15 protein-coding genes are annotated in these 15,164 nt (G+C 71.8%); 9 read left to right on the top strand and 6 right to left on the bottom strand.

Annotated features, from left to right (window positions below; genetic code table 11):
- Nucleotides 1-52: 52 nt before the first annotated feature.
- Nucleotides 53-1,210, bottom strand: coding sequence for a CpaF family protein (locus ACHUEU_RS09890; RefSeq protein WP_394215864.1), 1,158 nt, complete (start codon nt 1,208-1,210; stop codon nt 53-55).
- Between the two features lie 197 nt (nt 1,211-1,407).
- Between ACHUEU_RS09890 and ACHUEU_RS09885 the strand changes: the two genes are divergently transcribed.
- The 6 genes from ACHUEU_RS09885 to ACHUEU_RS09860 all read left to right on the top strand — a co-directional run bounded on the left by ACHUEU_RS09885 (nt 1,408) and on the right by ACHUEU_RS09860 (nt 8,953).
- Complete coding sequence (locus tag ACHUEU_RS09885; protein ID WP_394215862.1) at nt 1,408-2,577, top strand: YihY/virulence factor BrkB family protein; 1,170 nt, start codon at nt 1,408-1,410, stop codon at nt 2,575-2,577.
- Nucleotide 2,578: 1 nt separating this feature from the next.
- Nucleotides 2,579-3,325: an SOS response-associated peptidase gene (locus tag ACHUEU_RS09880; RefSeq protein ID WP_394215860.1), complete on the top strand. Its 747-nt coding sequence runs from the start codon at nt 2,579-2,581 to the stop codon at nt 3,323-3,325.
- Between the two features lie 80 nt (nt 3,326-3,405).
- A complete protein-coding gene (locus ACHUEU_RS09875) occupies nt 3,406-4,857 on the top strand; it encodes a sensor histidine kinase (protein ID WP_394215858.1) in 1,452 nt (483 codons plus the stop codon).
- Entirely contained in the window at nt 4,854-5,543 is a 690-nt protein-coding gene (locus tag ACHUEU_RS09870; RefSeq protein ID WP_394215856.1) for a response regulator, read from the top strand. The genes ACHUEU_RS09875 and ACHUEU_RS09870 overlap by 4 nt, the downstream gene beginning before the upstream one ends.
- A gap of 165 nt (nt 5,544-5,708) precedes the next feature.
- Nucleotides 5,709-6,446, top strand: a complete 738-nt coding sequence (locus tag ACHUEU_RS09865; protein WP_394215854.1) for an ABC transporter ATP-binding protein — start codon at nt 5,709-5,711, stop codon at nt 6,444-6,446.
- Nucleotides 6,446-8,953, top strand: a complete 2,508-nt coding sequence (locus ACHUEU_RS09860) for an ABC transporter permease (protein WP_394215852.1) — start codon at nt 6,446-6,448, stop codon at nt 8,951-8,953. The genes ACHUEU_RS09865 and ACHUEU_RS09860 overlap by 1 nt, the downstream gene beginning before the upstream one ends.
- 129 nt (nt 8,954-9,082) lie before the next feature.
- Here ACHUEU_RS09860 and ACHUEU_RS09855 read toward each other — a convergent pair whose 3' ends face one another.
- Complete coding sequence (locus tag ACHUEU_RS09855; protein ID WP_394215850.1) at nt 9,083-9,505, bottom strand: hypothetical protein; 423 nt, start codon at nt 9,503-9,505, stop codon at nt 9,083-9,085.
- A gap of 352 nt (nt 9,506-9,857) precedes the next feature.
- On the opposite strand from ACHUEU_RS09855, the gene ACHUEU_RS09850 reads away from it, so the two are divergent.
- Nucleotides 9,858-10,106: a WhiB family transcriptional regulator gene (locus ACHUEU_RS09850; protein ID WP_015776066.1), complete on the top strand. Its 249-nt coding sequence runs from the start codon at nt 9,858-9,860 to the stop codon at nt 10,104-10,106.
- A 74-nt stretch (nt 10,107-10,180) separates the two neighbouring features.
- Here the strand turns inward: ACHUEU_RS09850 and ACHUEU_RS09845 are convergent, their stop codons facing one another.
- The gene (locus tag ACHUEU_RS09845) at nt 10,181-11,674 is read right to left on the bottom strand and encodes a sensor histidine kinase (protein WP_394215848.1); all 1,494 of its coding nucleotides are present in this window, start codon (nt 11,672-11,674) and stop codon (nt 10,181-10,183) included.
- A 112-nt stretch (nt 11,675-11,786) separates the two neighbouring features.
- Between ACHUEU_RS09845 and ACHUEU_RS09840 the strand changes: the two genes are divergently transcribed.
- A complete protein-coding gene (locus ACHUEU_RS09840; protein WP_394215846.1) occupies nt 11,787-12,293 on the top strand; it encodes a DUF2505 domain-containing protein in 507 nt (168 codons plus the stop codon).
- Nucleotides 12,294-12,356: 63 nt separating this feature from the next.
- On the opposite strand, the gene ACHUEU_RS09835 is transcribed toward ACHUEU_RS09840, so the two are convergent.
- From ACHUEU_RS09835 to ACHUEU_RS09825, 3 genes are read right to left on the bottom strand one after another with little or no spacing between them, the layout of a single operon-like run.
- Complete coding sequence (locus tag ACHUEU_RS09835; RefSeq protein ID WP_394215844.1) at nt 12,357-12,803, bottom strand: DUF6912 family protein; 447 nt, start codon at nt 12,801-12,803, stop codon at nt 12,357-12,359.
- A 12-nt stretch (nt 12,804-12,815) separates the two neighbouring features.
- On the bottom strand, nt 12,816-14,054 hold the full coding sequence (locus tag ACHUEU_RS09830; protein WP_394215842.1) for an AAA family ATPase: 1,239 nt from the start codon (nt 14,052-14,054) through the stop codon (nt 12,816-12,818).
- The gene (locus ACHUEU_RS09825) at nt 14,051-14,692 is read right to left on the bottom strand and encodes an SAF domain-containing protein (RefSeq protein WP_394215840.1); all 642 of its coding nucleotides are present in this window, start codon (nt 14,690-14,692) and stop codon (nt 14,051-14,053) included. The genes ACHUEU_RS09830 and ACHUEU_RS09825 overlap by 4 nt, the downstream gene beginning before the upstream one ends.
- A 228-nt stretch (nt 14,693-14,920) precedes the next feature.
- Between ACHUEU_RS09825 and ACHUEU_RS09820 the strand changes: the two genes are divergently transcribed.
- Nucleotides 14,921-15,160 carry a helix-turn-helix domain-containing protein gene (locus ACHUEU_RS09820; RefSeq protein WP_394215838.1) on the top strand — a complete coding sequence of 80 codons (240 nt, stop codon included), beginning with the start codon at nt 14,921-14,923 and terminating at the stop codon, nt 15,158-15,160.
- The last annotated feature ends 4 nt before the right edge of the window (nt 15,161-15,164 follow it).

Raw genomic sequence — 15,164 nt, 5'->3', positions numbered from 1 at the left:
GATGACGAGTCGTCGCGGTAGCCATATGCCCAGGCTCTCAGGCGAAACCGCCTCACATATGGGAGACACGCCCTAGCCGATCTCCCTGCAGGGAGAAGACATCGGAGATCTCGATGACCTCATCCTCCACCCGGCCACTGAGCCCGACGATCTCCCGCACCCGACGGCGCCCGTCGACGAACATATCCAGATGCACGACCAGGTCGATCGAGCTGGCCACCGTCGGCACGACGAAGCGGCTGGAGACGTTCTCCCCGGCGAGCAGCGGGAGCGTGCACAGCTTGGTCACCGCATCCCGAGCCGAGTTCGCATGGATCGACGCGAGGCCGGGCAGCCCGCTGTTCAGCGCGATCAGCATGTCGAGGCTCTCCGCTTCCCGCACCTCCCCCACGATGATCCGGCTCGGCCTCATCCGCAGTGCCTCCTTGACCAGGCGCCGCATCGAGATCTCGCCGGTCCCTTCGAGGTTCGCCTGGCGGGTCTGCATCGCCACCACGTCACGCAGCGCGAGATTGAGCTCGAAGACCTCCTCGATGGTGACCACCCGCTCCCGTGCCCCCACCGACCTGGACAGGCAGCGCAGGAAGGTCGTCTTGCCGGCCCCGGTGGCACCCGAGGCGATGACGTTCAGCCCGCTGGAGATCGCCGCGTCGAGGAAGTCCGCGGCCTGCTGCGGGAGGGAGCCGATCGCGACCAGACCCTGGAGGTCGTACGCCTTGGCGACGAACTTGCGGATGTTGACGGCCCAGTGCTTCCGGGTGACGCTCGGGATCACGACGTGCAGACGGGAGCCGTCCGGCAGCAGCGCGTCCACGAACGGGGTGCTCATGTCCAGACGGCGTCCGCTGGAGACCAGCATCCGCTCGACGATCCCGCGCACCTCCGTATCGCTGAGCACGATCGTGGTCAGCTCGCTGCGTCCGTTGCGGGCGCAGAAGACCTGCGACGGCGAATTCAGCCAGATCTCCTCGATCGTCGGATCATCGAGCATCTCCTGCAACGGGCCGAACCCGCCGATCCGGGCGGCGACCTCGGCGACCGTCGACTCGTCGTCCTCGCGCAGCACCGGCACCTCGCCGGAGGAGGAGCGGCGGTCGTAATCGCCCATCACCTCACGGATCAGCGGCTCCAGCTGATCGGCGTGCACGTCCAGCCCGCGTCGACGGATCAGCTCCCGCGATTCGCTCTCGATGATGGTGGCGGCGTCCATCCCGTCCCTCCGTGGTCCCGACCGAGCGGTCCCTCGATGCCGCCCGGCATGTGACGCAGGTCGCGTCATCTTCGTCACTGTAGGGCGCATCGACGCGCGGCGCGCGGTTCTCCCAGCAATTGTGGACAACTCTTCCGGCTCGCGCTCATGGCAGGATGACACCTGTCCGTGAGTCACCCGATCCCAGGAGCTTCCTCATGGCCGACTCCACCACCGCGAAGGGCGATGACGCCCCGAAGCTGTCCGGCACCACCCTGAAGTACATGGCCAAGCGCGTGCTCAGCGAGTTCCTGCGCGACAGCGGCACGGATCAGGCCGCGAAGCTCACCTACTTCATGGTGCTGTCGATCGCGCCCACCCTGCTGGCCCTGTTCTCCCTGGCCACCCTGCTGCTGCACGGGATCAAGGACCAGATCGCCCAGCTGATCAAGGACGCCATCTCCTCCGGCGCCGGCGGCAGCGGGATGGAGGTCGGCGGCGCCGTCGACTCCACGCTCGATTCCCTGCTGGGCTCCTCGACCGGCGGCACCATCGCTCTGATCATCGGCATCGCGACCGCGCTGTGGTCCGCCTCGGCGTACGTCAAGGCCTACGGGCGGGCCGCGAACCACATCTACGAAGTGCGCGAAGGCCGCGGTCCGATCAGGATGAACGGCACCATGCTGCTGCTCACGATCGCGATGATCCTGGGCATCCTGCTGGTGATGGTCTCGGTGCTGCTGAGCGAGTCGATCGTCGAGAGCCTGCTGGGCCCGATCGCCTCCACCATCGGCGCGGAGGGAGTGCTGGCCTTCCTGATGGACTCGTTCCTGCCGGTATGGGCGTGGGTGAAATGGCCGGTGATCCTGGTGATCGCCTTCGCCCTCATCTCGCTGCTGTACTGGGGCGCGCCCAACGTCAAGAAGCCCTTCCGCTTCATCTCCCCCGGCGGGGTGTTCGCGATCCTCGGCATCGGCGTCGCCGCGGTCGCACTGTCGATCTACATGAGCACCGTCGCCGGCTACTCCAGCTACGGCGCGATCGGCGGCATCATGGCGGTGCTGTTCGCCCTGTGGATCATCAACATCGTGATCGTCATGGGCGCGGAGGTCGACGCCGAGTACGAGCGCGTCCGCGAGCTCGCGGCCGGCAAGCCCGCCGAGGACTCCCTGGCGCTGCCCCTGCGGGACGCCAGCGGCGCGGAGAAGGCGGAGGCCAAGCGCGAGCAGATCGTCGACGAGGGGCGGGACATCCGGTTGCAGAACCTCCACCACGATTCCGCTGCCTACACGGGCCAGGACGCCCGGCTCACCCCCCGCTACGGTGTGCCGACGGTCGACCCGGACTCCGACGCCTCACGCCGCGGCACGGCCCCGAAGGACGACTGAGATGTGCGGGCGCTTCGCCTTCTACCAGGAGATCGATCCGCTGGTGGACGATCTCGGCGCCGTGGACCTCACCGATCCGCAGCTGCGCAGCCGCTGGAACATCCCTCCCACCGCGCCGATCCATGTGGTCACCGAATCGATCGACCAGGACACCGGTGAGGTGCTGCGGGCGCTGCGCATCGCGCGCTGGGGGCTGCTGCCCCCGTTCGCGAAGGAGGTCTCCTTCTCCTCCCGCACCTTCAACGCCCGCCGGGAGACCCTCGCCGAGAAGCCCAGCTTCCGCGGCAGCCTGGCCCGCTACCGGGCGATCGTCCCGATGGACGGCTACTACGAGTGGGTGCGCGACGGTGCCGGCAAGCGCAAGCAGCCCTACTTCATCGCCCCGGCGGACGGCACCCCGCTGTACATGGCCGCGCTGGTCTCCTGGTGGAAGGGTCCGGGAGATCACGAGGGCCCTGCCGCGAGCGAGGACGGCCGCTTCCTGCTGTCCGCCACGATCATCACCCGGCAGGCGGCCGGCGACCTCGCCGAGATCCACGACCGCACCCCGGTGATGCTGCGCCGCGACCAGCTCGACTCCTGGCTCGACACCGCCATGGACGACCGCCACGCCGCCCAGGCATGGATCCTCGAGGACTCGCACCTGCTCGAGGATGCGACCCTCGCGGTCCGCGAGGCGGACCCGGCGGTGGGGAAGGTCGGCAACGACGGTCCGGAGCTGCTGGAGCCCCCGCAGACCCTGCTGTGAAGGGCGCCGCCTCGTCCCCGGACCAGGATCCGACCGCGGTCTGACGCGCCCGGGATCCTGCCCGCCGTACCCTCGGGTCCATGACCGACGGCTCCGCACAGCATCCGGACGCGCCGCTGCGGCGCGCCCGGTCCCGCGACCCGTTCCGCTGGATCATCGAGAATCCCGGCACGGTAGACCTGATCCTCTTCGGCGGCGCCGCGCTGCTGCTGCTCGTCTTCTCCCTCGCCACCGGCGGCATCGGCTGGTGGACGCTGTTCACGGTGCCGATGGTCGCCGCCGGGGCCCTGTGCCGGGTGCGGCCGCTGCCCGGCGTGCTCGTCATCGGCGCCCTGGCCGTGCTGCACCTGCTGGTGAACGTCCCGGTCGTCCTCGGAGATGTGATGACGTTCTACGCGATGTTCTGCGCCGTCGCCCACGGCAGATCCTTCGTGCGCGGCCTGGGGGTCGCGGCGGGCATGCTCGGGGTGTTCGCCCAGGCCGCCTTCTGGGCGCTCGATGCCCTGCGCTCGCCGTACGGGGGGCCGCTCGAAGCACTGGTCAGCTTCGTCGGCCTAGTGCTCGTCGGCACCATCACGATCGTCGCGATCTGGGCACTCGCCAATCTGCAGCGGGCCCGGCTGCGGCAGCTCGCCCTGACCCGGGACCGGGCCGAGCAGGCGCTGCGGGAGCGGGAGCATCTCACCGCGCTCGCCGTCGCCGACGAGCGCGCCCGCATCGCCCGCGAGATGCACGACGTGGTCGCGCACTCCCTCTCCGTGATCATCGCCCAGGCCGACGGCGGCCGCTTCATCGTCGGCCAGAAGCCCGAGCAGGCCGCCGAGGTGCTGGGCACCATCGGCGAGACCGGCCGCGCGGCGCTGGCCGACATGCGCTCCCTGCTGGGGGTGCTCCGGCAGGAGGACGAGACCAGCTTCGGCCCGCAGCCGGGCCCGGAGATGCTGCCCGAGCTCGTCGAGCGGGTGCGCTCCACGGGCCTGCAGATCGAGCTCGAGATCGACGGCTCCCTGGAGGATCTCCCCCAGGCGCTCGGGGTCTCGCTGTTCCGCCTCGCCCAGGAGTCCCTGACCAATGTGCTCAAGCATGCCGGCCCCGGAGCGGCCGCCGTGGTGCGGATCCATCGCGACCGGGAGCAGCTCACGATCGAGGTGATCGACAACGGGCAGGGCACGGGCCCCGGCTCCGACGGGCAGGGCCACGGCCTGACCGGTATGCGCGAGAGGATGTCGGTGTTCGGCGGAAGCCTGCAGGCCGGCCCGCTGCCCTCTCGCGGGTATCGGGTGCGCGCCACCGTCCCGCTCGAGGGCAGCGGCGCAGGGAAGCGACCCGACGCCGATCGCAGCGCCAGTGACTGGCAACGTCAGGATCCGTACCAGAATCCCGCCGGAGCCGGTACGGATCCTGACGATCCCTCACCGGTGGCGCAGGTGCCGCCAGCGCAGGTGCCGCCGGCGCAGGTGCCGCCGGCCCGTGCGCCCTCCGCCCCGTCACCCCGCACACAGACCACACCCGGACCCGGAGAACCCCGATGACCGAGCCCCTCGACCGCCCGCTGCGCATCGCCCTGGTCGACGACCAACCGCTGGTCAGAGCCGGCTTCGCGATGGTCATCGACTCCCAGGACGACATGCAGGTCATCGCCCAGGCCTCCGACGGCGCCGCTGCCGTGGACGCACTGCGCGCCCGCACGGTCGACGTGGTGCTGATGGACGTGCGCATGCCCCGCATGGACGGGATCGAGGCGACCGCGGAGATCCTCGCTCAGGCACCAGAGGGCAGGGCCCCGAAGATCATCGTGCTGACCACCTTCGACCTGGACGAATACGTGGTCTCCGCGATCCGTGCCGGGGCCAGCGGCTTCCTGCTCAAGGACGCCCAGCCCGAGGACCTGCTCGGCGCCATCCGCACCGTGCATCGCGGGGACGCGGTGATCGCTCCCTCGGCCACCCGGCGGCTGCTCGAGCGGGTAGTGCAGACCCCCGAGCCGGCCGAGCAGGACGCCACGGTCCTCGCTCCCCTCACCGACCGGGAGCGGGAGGTGCTCACGCTGATGGGTCGCGGCTTCTCCAACCAGGAGATCGGGGCGGAGCTGTTCGTCGCCGAGGCGACGGTGAAGACGCACGTGGGGCGGGTGCTCGCGAAGCTCGGCGCCAGGGACCGGGTCCAGGCCGTGATCATCGCGTTCGAGACCGGTCTGGTCGCTCCGGGTTCCCGCTGACCCGTCCTCGGCGGCCGGGACCGCCCCGTCAGACCACGGTATGACGCGTGCGGACCCGGGATCGGACTCCCGGCCCTCGACGCACGACCACAGGGGGATCCCTCCCCGCCGGAGCCCACGGGAGCATGGGAGATGACCAGCACACCCTCTCGTGAAGGACTCCCGATGACCACCGCACCCCTGGCCGCTCCCCCGACCTCCGCGGGCGACCGCGCAGCCGCCCTCGTCGCCCGGGACGTGACCCGCCGCTACGGCACCGGCGCCGGCAACGTCACCGCCCTGGACACGGTGTCCCTCGACATCGCCCGCGGCGCCTTCACCGCGATCATGGGCCCCTCCGGCTCCGGGAAGTCCACGCTCCTGCACGCGCTGGCCGGCCTCGACACGGTCGATGAGGGATCGATCCAGCTGGAGGGCACCGAGATCACCGGCCTCGGCGACGACGCGCTGACCCGGCTGCGCCGCGAACGGATCGGCTTCGTCTTCCAGTCCTTCAACCTGCTGCCGATGCTGAGCGCCGAGCAGAACATCCTGCTGCCCCTCGAACTCGCCGGCTCCCGGGTGGATCGCGCCTGGCTGGACACCCTCACCTCCGCCTTCGGCATCGCCGACCGGCTCACCCACCTGCCCTCGCAGCTCTCCGGCGGCCAGATCCAGCGCGTCGCCATCGCCCGCGCCCTGGTGACCTCCCCGGCCGTCGTCTTCGCCGACGAGCCCACCGGCAATCTCGACTCCCGCACCACCGAGGAGGTGCTCGACTTCCTGCGCCTCTCGGTCGACGAGTTCGGCCAGACCGTCGTCATGGTCACCCACGAGCGCGACGCCGCCGAGCGGGCCGACCGCATCGTCACCCTGGCCGACGGCCGAGTCGCGAGCGACGAGCACCTGCGAGGACAGCGCTGATGGCCCGCCGCAGCCCCGTGCAGCTCACCCCGCTGCGACGCCATGTCGCCGCCGCCCTCACCATCGCCCTGTCCTGCGCCTTCGTCGCGGTGATGCTGCTGGCCGGGAACCTCGTCCAGGCCTCGCTGCGCTCCGACGCCGCCCAGCAGTACGACGGCGCCGATCTCGAGATCACCCGCGAGCTGACCGAGGACGACTGGGCATCGCGCAGCCCCCTGCCCGCCCCGCAGGTCGAGGGCGCCGACGCGGTCTGGCCCGAGCCCGGCACCCATCTCGCCCTCGGCTCCCCCGAGGCGGGGGCGTTCCTCCGGGTCACCATGCAGCCCCCGGGCCGGGCACCGGATCTCGTCGAGGGCGCTCCTGCCGCCGACGGCTCCGAGCTCGTCCTGGACCAGAGCGCCGCGGAGTCCCTCGACGTGGGCCTCGGGGATCCCGTCACCCTCCCCGCCGACTTCTCACCCGACGGGACGGAGCATCCCCTGACCGTGGTCGGCATCGCGCCTGCCCCCGAGGGAGCCGTCTTCGGCGCGACGCCACGACTGCTGGTGGGCGAGGCGAACGTGGAGGCGCTGCTGGGTCCGGGGGCCGGCACCCTCACCGACACCTGGTACGCCTCCGTCCCCGAGGGCACCGACCCTGCCGCGATCGCCGAGCGCGCGGACGGCACGGACGGGCTGTCCGTGCGCACCACCGAGGCGGCCGAGCAGGAGGCGGCGGAGACCATCATGCGGGGATTCGCCGCGCTGGGCCTGGTGCTCGCCGCCTTCGTGGTGATCGCACTGTTCACCAGCGCCGTGGTCATCGCCAACACCTTCGCGGTGACCATCGCCCAGCGCACCCGCTCGCTGGCCCTGCTGCGCACCCTGGGCGCCACCCGCTCGCAGGTGCGCCGTGTCGTCCTGCGCGAATCGCTCGTGGTCGGGCTGCTCGGCGCGGTGGCCGGCACGCTCGGCGGTCACCTGCTGGCGCAGGTGGCACTGGCCGCGGCCGCCGGGATCGGCTGGCTCGACGGCGTGATGAGCGTGCCGGTCAGCCTGCTCTCTCTTCTGGTGCCGGTGGCCACCGGCGTGTTCATCACGCTGCTTGCGAGCCTCGCGCCGATGTGTGCGGCGACCCGGGTGGCCCCTCTGCAGGCGCTGCGCCCTGAGCCTCCGGCCCGGCGTCGCGGGCTCGGTGTGCAGGGCGTGGCCGGGCTGGCCGCCGTCGTGCTCGGGATCGCGGCGCTGGCGGCGGGCACGGGACTCGCACTGTCCGGCCGTGCCACGCCCGGGATCCTCGCCGCGATGTTCGGCGGAGCGGTCAGCTTCACCGGTGTCCTGCTGACGCTGGTCGTGCTCACCCGCCCGCTGTCGGCGCTGCTCGCGAGGATCGTCGGCCGCCTCGGCGGGCTGCCCGCCCGGATCGCCGGCGCGAACGTGGCCCGCACTCCGCGGCGCAGCGCCGCCACCATCGCCGCCCTCCTGATCGGGACCACCCTGATGACGATGATGGCCGTCGGCGCCCGCACCGCCGAGGCGACCCTCACCTCCGAGCTGGACTCCCGGCGCCCCATCGACCTGGTGATCAGCACCGGAGAGATGCCGCAGGACGCGCCCGCGCAGATCGCCGCGATCGCCGGCATGGACTCGGCCCATGCCTCCGCCCGCGGAGACCTCGACGTGGGAGTGCCCGAGCCGATGACCCTGTACTCCGTCACCCCCGAGACGCTCCGGGAGACCTCGCACCGCCCCGAGATGGCCGAGGAGCTCGGCGACGGGGCGGTGCTGCTCGGCCAGGAGCGCGCCGAGCGCTTCGGGCTGGAGGACGGTCAGGTGCTCGAGCTGAAGGGGACCGACGGCTCGCGGCACGAGCTGCGGGTCCAGGTCGACGCGAACCTGCAGATGTCGCTGGTCACCCCGGCCACGCTCGAGGACCTCCTGGGAGCACGGACCCGTCCCGTGGTGCTCGCGGACTTCGCGGACCGCGGCAGCGAGGCCCGCGAAGGCGTCGACCTTCGCGAGATCATGGGCGCGGTCGGCGAGGTCACCGCCGGCAGCGGCTACTCCGAGGTGTCTGTGGTCGCCGGCGGCGCCGAGCGGGAGTCCTACGGACAGATCCTCGCCATCCTGCTGGGCATCACGATCGCGCTCCTGGCGGTCGCCGTGCTGGTGGCGCTGGTCGGTGTGGCCAACACGCTCAGCCTGGGCGTCATCGAGCGCACCGGCGAGAACGCCCTGCTGCGGGCGCTGGGCACCACCCGTCGGCAGCTGCGGGCGATGCTCGGCTGGGAAGGGATCCTGCTGGCCCTGGTCGGTGCGGTGCTGGGACTCGCCCTCGGCAGCCTGTACGGGGTGCTCGGGATCAACGCCCTGCTGGGCTCGACCTTCCCGGTCTCGATCACGATCCCGTGGGTCCAGCTGGGTCTGGTGCTGGGGCTCGCGGTGCTGGCCGGCGCGCTGGCCTCGGTGCTGCCGGGACGCATGGCCGCGCGCACCGCACCCGCCGCGGCCCTGGCCGACGCCGAGTGAGAGGTCCCGGCGGTCGCTCCCGCCGTGGCGGCGCAGCCTGCCGGGATCAGCTCGGCCGGGATGACGACGGGCCCCGCACCGGAGATCCTCGGTGCGGGGCCCGTCACCAGGGCGGTGGGATCGGGAGGCTCAGGCCTTCCCGCCCGGCAGCGGCGTGGAGCGCACCAGTCGGGTCAGCAGCACGAACAGCACGGTGGCGAGCAGCAGCGCGAGCGCGCCCTGCCAGTACAGTCCGCCCCGCAGCAGGCTCGCTCCGGTCAGTCCCTGGAACAGCTGCCAGGTGATCCCGAATCCCAGGCCGAAGCGTCCCTTCGCGAGGATCGAGCGCGCCGCCACCCCGAGGCCGAGCGCGAACAGGAGCAGGAACACCCCCAGCCCGATGCCGAACCGCGCCTCGAAGATCCCTCCGGAGACGCCGATGAAGCAGTAGGTCGCCGTGCCGGCGAGCAGCAGCGCCTCGACGGAGAGCAGCGCGGCGACCAGGGTCCGGCTGCGCGGGCCGGAGCCCTCGGCGTCGACGGCGCGCGCGGAGGATCGGGAATCGGAGGCCATGGTGGCACTGTAGCGGCACCCGCGGCGCTCCGCCGACGTGCCTCGTCAGTCGGAGCACAAGCACCTTCCGTCGCCGGGCGCAACGCCTTCGTGCCAGGCATCACGGCAGGTGCGCGTCCGGATCCGCCGGTGTGGGAAGTGCCACCAGGCTTGCGCATCCAGACCCTTGTCGACGCCGCGGCCGCCCCACAGAATGGATATCGGCTCGCCTCGCCGGCGGTCACCGCGGAGATCTCATGCTTCCGGTGCTGCGGCATCGAGCCGGAGACCCGAGAACGCCCCCTGTGGGAGCGACCCTCGCCGCGTCGCGCCCCTGGGGTGCGGTGCGGCGTCCTGGAAAGAGAGAGTGACGATGGACTGGCGCCACCGTGCCGAGTGCCTCAACCATGATCCCGAGCTGTTCTTCCCGATCGGGAACACCGGACCGGCGATCACGCAGATCCAGGAGGCGAAGGCGGTGTGCCAGAAGTGCGACGTCATGACGGCGTGCCTCAAGTTCGCCCTCGAGTCCGGCCAGGACTCCGGGGTCTGGGGCGGCCTGTCCGAGGATGAGCGCCGCTCCCTCAAGCGCCGCAACGCCCGCGCCCGCCGCGCCGGCTGACCCTTCCCCCGCGGCGATGCGTGACATCGCCGCGGCGCCGTGGGCCCTCCCCCGTCCGTCCCGCCCGGGCGGGATCAGATCGTGAGCGGGTCCAGGTAGACCTCGACCATCGCCCGGGTCCCGCCATCGTCGAGGCTGTCCCAGGTGAGCGTCCCGCCCAGCTGTCCCTGCACCAGCGTCAGCGCGATATTGGTGCCCAGCCCGGTCGGTTTGGCCGCACCCATCCCTCTGCCGTCATCCTCGATCGAGATGAGCAGGTGGGAGCCGGTGCGCTCGCTGTGGATGGTGAGCGTGCCACCGGTCTCCGAGAGGCCGTGCTCGACGGCGTTGGTGGCCAGCTCGGTGACGACCAGGGCCAGCGGTGTCGCCTCCTCCGCCCGGATCGATCCGACCCGTCCGGTCTTCTGGGTGCGCACCTCGACCTGGGCGTCGGCCAGCCGCGGGGTCCCCGCTCGATGGACGGTCGCGCTCGCGGCGTCGACGGCGAGCCGCAGGCACCGGTCGATGACCTCGTCGAAGTGCACCGCCTCCTGGGAGCCCTGCAGCAGTGACTCGTGGACCAGCGCGATCGTCGAGACCCTGCGCATCGCCTCGGCCAGCGCCTCGCGCGCCTCGTCGGTCTTCATCCGCCGTGACTGCATGCGCAGCAGCGCAGCCACCGTCTGCAGGTTGTTCTTGACCCGGTGGTGGACCTCGCGGATCGTCGCGTCCTTGGTGATGAGCTCCCGCTCCCGGCGACGCAGCTCGGTCACGTCACGCACCAGGATCACCGCGCCGGTGCGCGCATCCTGATCCGTCAGCGGTACCGCGCGCAGCGACAGCGTCCCACCGCGGGCCTGCATGTCGGAACGCCAGGCGGCCCGGCCCATCAGCACCAGCGGGAGGGATTCGTCGACCGGGCTGCGGGACTGCAGCACCTCGGTGGAGAGCTCGGCGAGCGTGATGCCCTCCATGTCCCCCTCGATGCCGAAGCGGTGGAAGGCCGAGATCGCGTTCGGAGAGATCCAGCGGACCACCCCGGCGTCGTCGAGCTCGACCACACCGTCGCCGACGCGCGGGGCCCCGCGGCGGGGCGGGATCGGTGCCCCCTCGATGGGGAACGCCCCGGTCTCCAGCATCTGCAGCAGACGGCCTCCGAGGCGACGCTTCTGGGTCTCGCTGTGGGAGGTGCGGCTGTCGTCGTCCGGGTGCTCCGCCGCCAGGACGGCGAGGGTGCGGCCGTCCTTGCGCACGGGGACCAGGAGACCGGTCGCGGTGCGTCCCTCGCGTTCGATGGCGACGGGGCGGTGGTGCGGCTCCCCTCCGGCCAACAGCCGCGTGACCTCGGTGCCCTCCACGCCGTCATCGCTCAGGGTGCCCACCGGGTCCTCGTAGTAGACGGTGGAGCCGGTGGCGGGGCGGCAGTGCGCGACGGCCAGAGCGCCCTCCTCCTCCTGGATCCACAGCACGAGGTCGGCGCGCAGCAGGTCGGAGAGCAGGTTCCAGTCACCGATCAGGTGCTGCAACCAGTCGGCCTCCTTCTCGGAGAGACCACGGTTGTCGGCGAGGAACTTGGACAGGCTCGGCATGGAGACAGGATAGAGGTCGGGGCCGCCTGCTCTGCGCCCGTCCCACGGCTGGACGTCGGTCCGGGCTCCTCTGCCCTAGGCTGAGCGCGAACAGTTCCGAGGAAGGACCAGGATGAAGCTTCGCGAGACGTTGACCCTCCCGCTGTCGGCCGCCGCAGCGGCGGCCATGTACGCCGATCCGGAGTACACCGCGATCCGCCGCTCGACTCTCGGGGCCACCCGGGCGGAGCCGTCCCTCGAGGGGGATCCTGCCGGGGCCTTCACGGTCCGCACCGAGCTGTCGATGCCCACGGATCGGGTGCCGGACATGGTGCGTCCCTTCGTCGGCTCCTCGGTGACCATCCACGAGAAGCAGAGCTGGTCCGCTCCCGAGGCCGACGGCGGCCGGACGGGCACGACGACGCTCGAGGTGGCCGGCACCCCGGCCGGGCTCACCGGCTCGCTGCGCCTGCTCCCCGGCGGGGAGTCGAGCAGCAGGGTCGAGATCGACGGGGACCTGGTCGCGAAGGTCCCCCTGCTGGGACCGAGGCTGGAGAAGGCGGCCGTGCCGTACGTGTCCACGGTGCTGCGCGCCGAGGAGCGGTCCGCCCGCACGTATGTGGAGTCCCGCGCCGACTGAGCGGCGGCCCGGGACCGCAGGGGAGCCCGGCCCCCGCGCCGCGGGCCACCCGGGGCCTCCGGCTCAGGGTGCTGCCGCGCTGTCGCGGAATGCGAGGGCGTCCTGTCCCTCACCGGCATCGAACCACAGCAGCGCCGGGTCCGTGTCGTCCCTCTCCGCCGCCCGCTTGTCCTGTTCGGTGACGTGGAAGCTGGCGATCTTCGCGGAGCGGCGCTCCCGCAGCCGGATCCCGAAAGCGCCGCCGTCCGCGGTCGCCGCGGCGAGCGCGCCGTCGGCCACGTCCGCCGCGATCACGAGCACCCTCGCCGAGTCCTCGGCGCCCGTGAAGGCGGCATGCACCGCATCCTGCATCGCCTCGTACTCGAGCTCCTCCTCGTCCTGACCGGGATGGTCCGCGCTCGCCTCGGCCGTGACCGCCCAGGCCACGCGACCCGCGTCGAGGTCGACGATCCTCCGCCCCTCCTGGAGCGCCGGTCGGTCCTGTGCCATCAGCGGGAGATAGATCCTCATGGCACCATCCTCTCACCGGCTCCGCAGGGAGGACGGTGCAGGCGCCGCTGTCGAGGTGTCTGCCGGGTCATCGCCCTGGACCGCCGGGGACGCAGCGAGGTCGCGGAGGCCTCGGCGCAGCGCGGAGCGCGGCGCGGACTCCGACAGCAGCGCCCCGTCCCAGGCCGCAGTGCGGCAGGCGACCGGATCGTCCGGGAGCAGCGTCAGGGAGGCCAGCGGCAGCCGTGAGCCGATCAGTTCCCGCAAGCGTTCCCCCGGCACGGGGGCGCCCACCCGGTTGACGATGACGTGGAGCTCGCTCACCCCGAGCTCCGCCAGCCGGGCCTGATCGCGCAGCAGCCGTGTGATGCTCACCGGATCGGCGGTGACCGCGGCGATCACCGCGTCTGCCGCTTCGAGAGCGCTGATCGCCGCGGCGTTCCGCTGCGGGGCGGCGGTGTCGTAGCTGAGCTCCTCGTCCTCGTCCAGCACGGCAGCGACGTCGGCGATGACCAGCTCCCCGCGACGCGCCAGGGCTCCCCAGACCCCATCGAGCGTGGTGCGTCGCAGCTCCGCCCAGCGCCCGGGGACACCGATCCCGCTGAGCAGCCGCAGCCGTGGCTGGACCAGCGGCAGGAGCGATTCCATGGCCTCCTCGTCGAGCGTGTCGCGGTCATGGGCGCGGGCGGCGGCCACCAGGCCGGGCGCTTCGTCCAGCACGCCCAGCATCTGGCTCTGGGCCGGGCCGTAGGTGTCGGCGTCCACCAGGGTCGTCTCCCGACCGGCCGCCGCGGCCTCTGCCGCGAGGTTCACCGCGATCGTCGAACGGCCCGGTGCACCCACGGGGCCCCACACCGCGAGCAGTCGACCCTGCGCGCCCGGCTCCGCGGTCTGAGCCTCCTGGACCCAGGCGTCGGTATCCTCCGGCTCTCCGCGTACCGCCGCCTCGACCGCGGCGAGGATCTCAGCGACCGGAGCGTCGACGGGCACCATGTGGCGCAGGCCGAGCGACGTGCTCTCCGGGACATCCGCCGGCCGCATCCCCACGACGGCGGCGTCGCGGATCATCGCCGCGAGCACGTCCCGCCCCAGCCCGCGGACGGTGACGTCGAGCAGGACCACGTCACCGATGCCGGCAGCGGTCACCGCGAGCGTCTCGGCCAGATCCGCGCAGCGGCGCACCACCCTCGCAGCGGGGTGCCGATCCGTCGCGAGGTCATGGACGATCCGCACCTCATCGCTGCCGGAAGCGCACAGGACGATGTCGATCACGGTGCGATCCCGTGGGCTCCGGGGATCCCGATCACGTCCAGCCGCTCGTCCTGGGAGAGCACCTCGAGCACCTCGTCGAGACGGTCGCTGGGCACCAGCACCTCGACCGACATCTCCCGCATGCCGAGGGAGCTGCCCTCGTCGATGCGGCGAACGACCGCATCGGGAACCAACAGCCGTGCCTGTGCGTCAGCGCCCTCCTCGCCCCCCGGAGAGGTGTGCCACAGCTCCACGGTCGCCCCCGGCACCACGGACTCGGCCACCGACGCTTCCACCGGGATCACCACCGGGCGCAGCGGCACCTCGGCCGACTGGCCGATCGCGGAGATCGGCACCAGCTCACCCGCCCGGATCGTGCGCAGGGCCACGGCTCCCGCGGGGACCGCCTCCACGGTGCCGACGTAGCGGTCCGTCTGCTCACCGAGCCGCAGCTCGACCACCATCAGATCCTCGGCGCTGATCGCATCGCCGGGCACGATCGCGGACCGGGCGACGAGCACCGCGGTGGTCTCCGACAATCGCGAGACCAGCACGGCCCCCATCAGCACGCTCGCCACGACCAGGACGATGCCGACGATCAGCCGCGGGTCCTTCCATCGCGGCTTGCGCAGTCTCATCATCGCTGCGGTGGCCCCCACTGTCAGCTCCTCCCCGTCGCCGCGGCCGCTGTGCCCCGGATCTGAGGGGAGGCTACGTCAGCTCGAGCCGTCAGGGGCGAGAAGTACGGCATTGTGGAGAACTTCGTCCCTGCGGCTCGGAGCCGGCAGACGGGGCCCGCCGTCCACAAGCGGGACGCCGGTGCAGGGGCAGGGATGAGAGACTGTCGGCATCATCCCCCAGCTGTGGACCGACCGGAAGGACCGTCGATGCCGCCACGTTTCGTGCCGCTCAGCGATGTCGCGGAGATGCTCTCGATCTCGGCCTCCCAGGCATACGCCCTGGTGCGGTCCGGGGAGCTGCGGGCGATCAAGGTCGGCGGCCGCGGTCAGTGGCGGGTGGAGACCACGGAGATCGAGTCGTACATCCAGCGCAGCTACAAGGCCACGGCGACCTACCTCGAGGAGGAGCATCGCCGGGAGCGTGCGAGGACCGACGGGAACGGCTGACCCC

This window comes from Brachybacterium vulturis (assembly GCF_043641765.1).
GTDB lineage: Bacteria > Actinomycetota > Actinomycetes > Actinomycetales > Dermabacteraceae > Brachybacterium > Brachybacterium vulturis_A.
The sequence above is the reverse complement of the archived record's forward strand: the minus strand, read 5'-3'. Positions and strand labels throughout refer to the sequence as shown.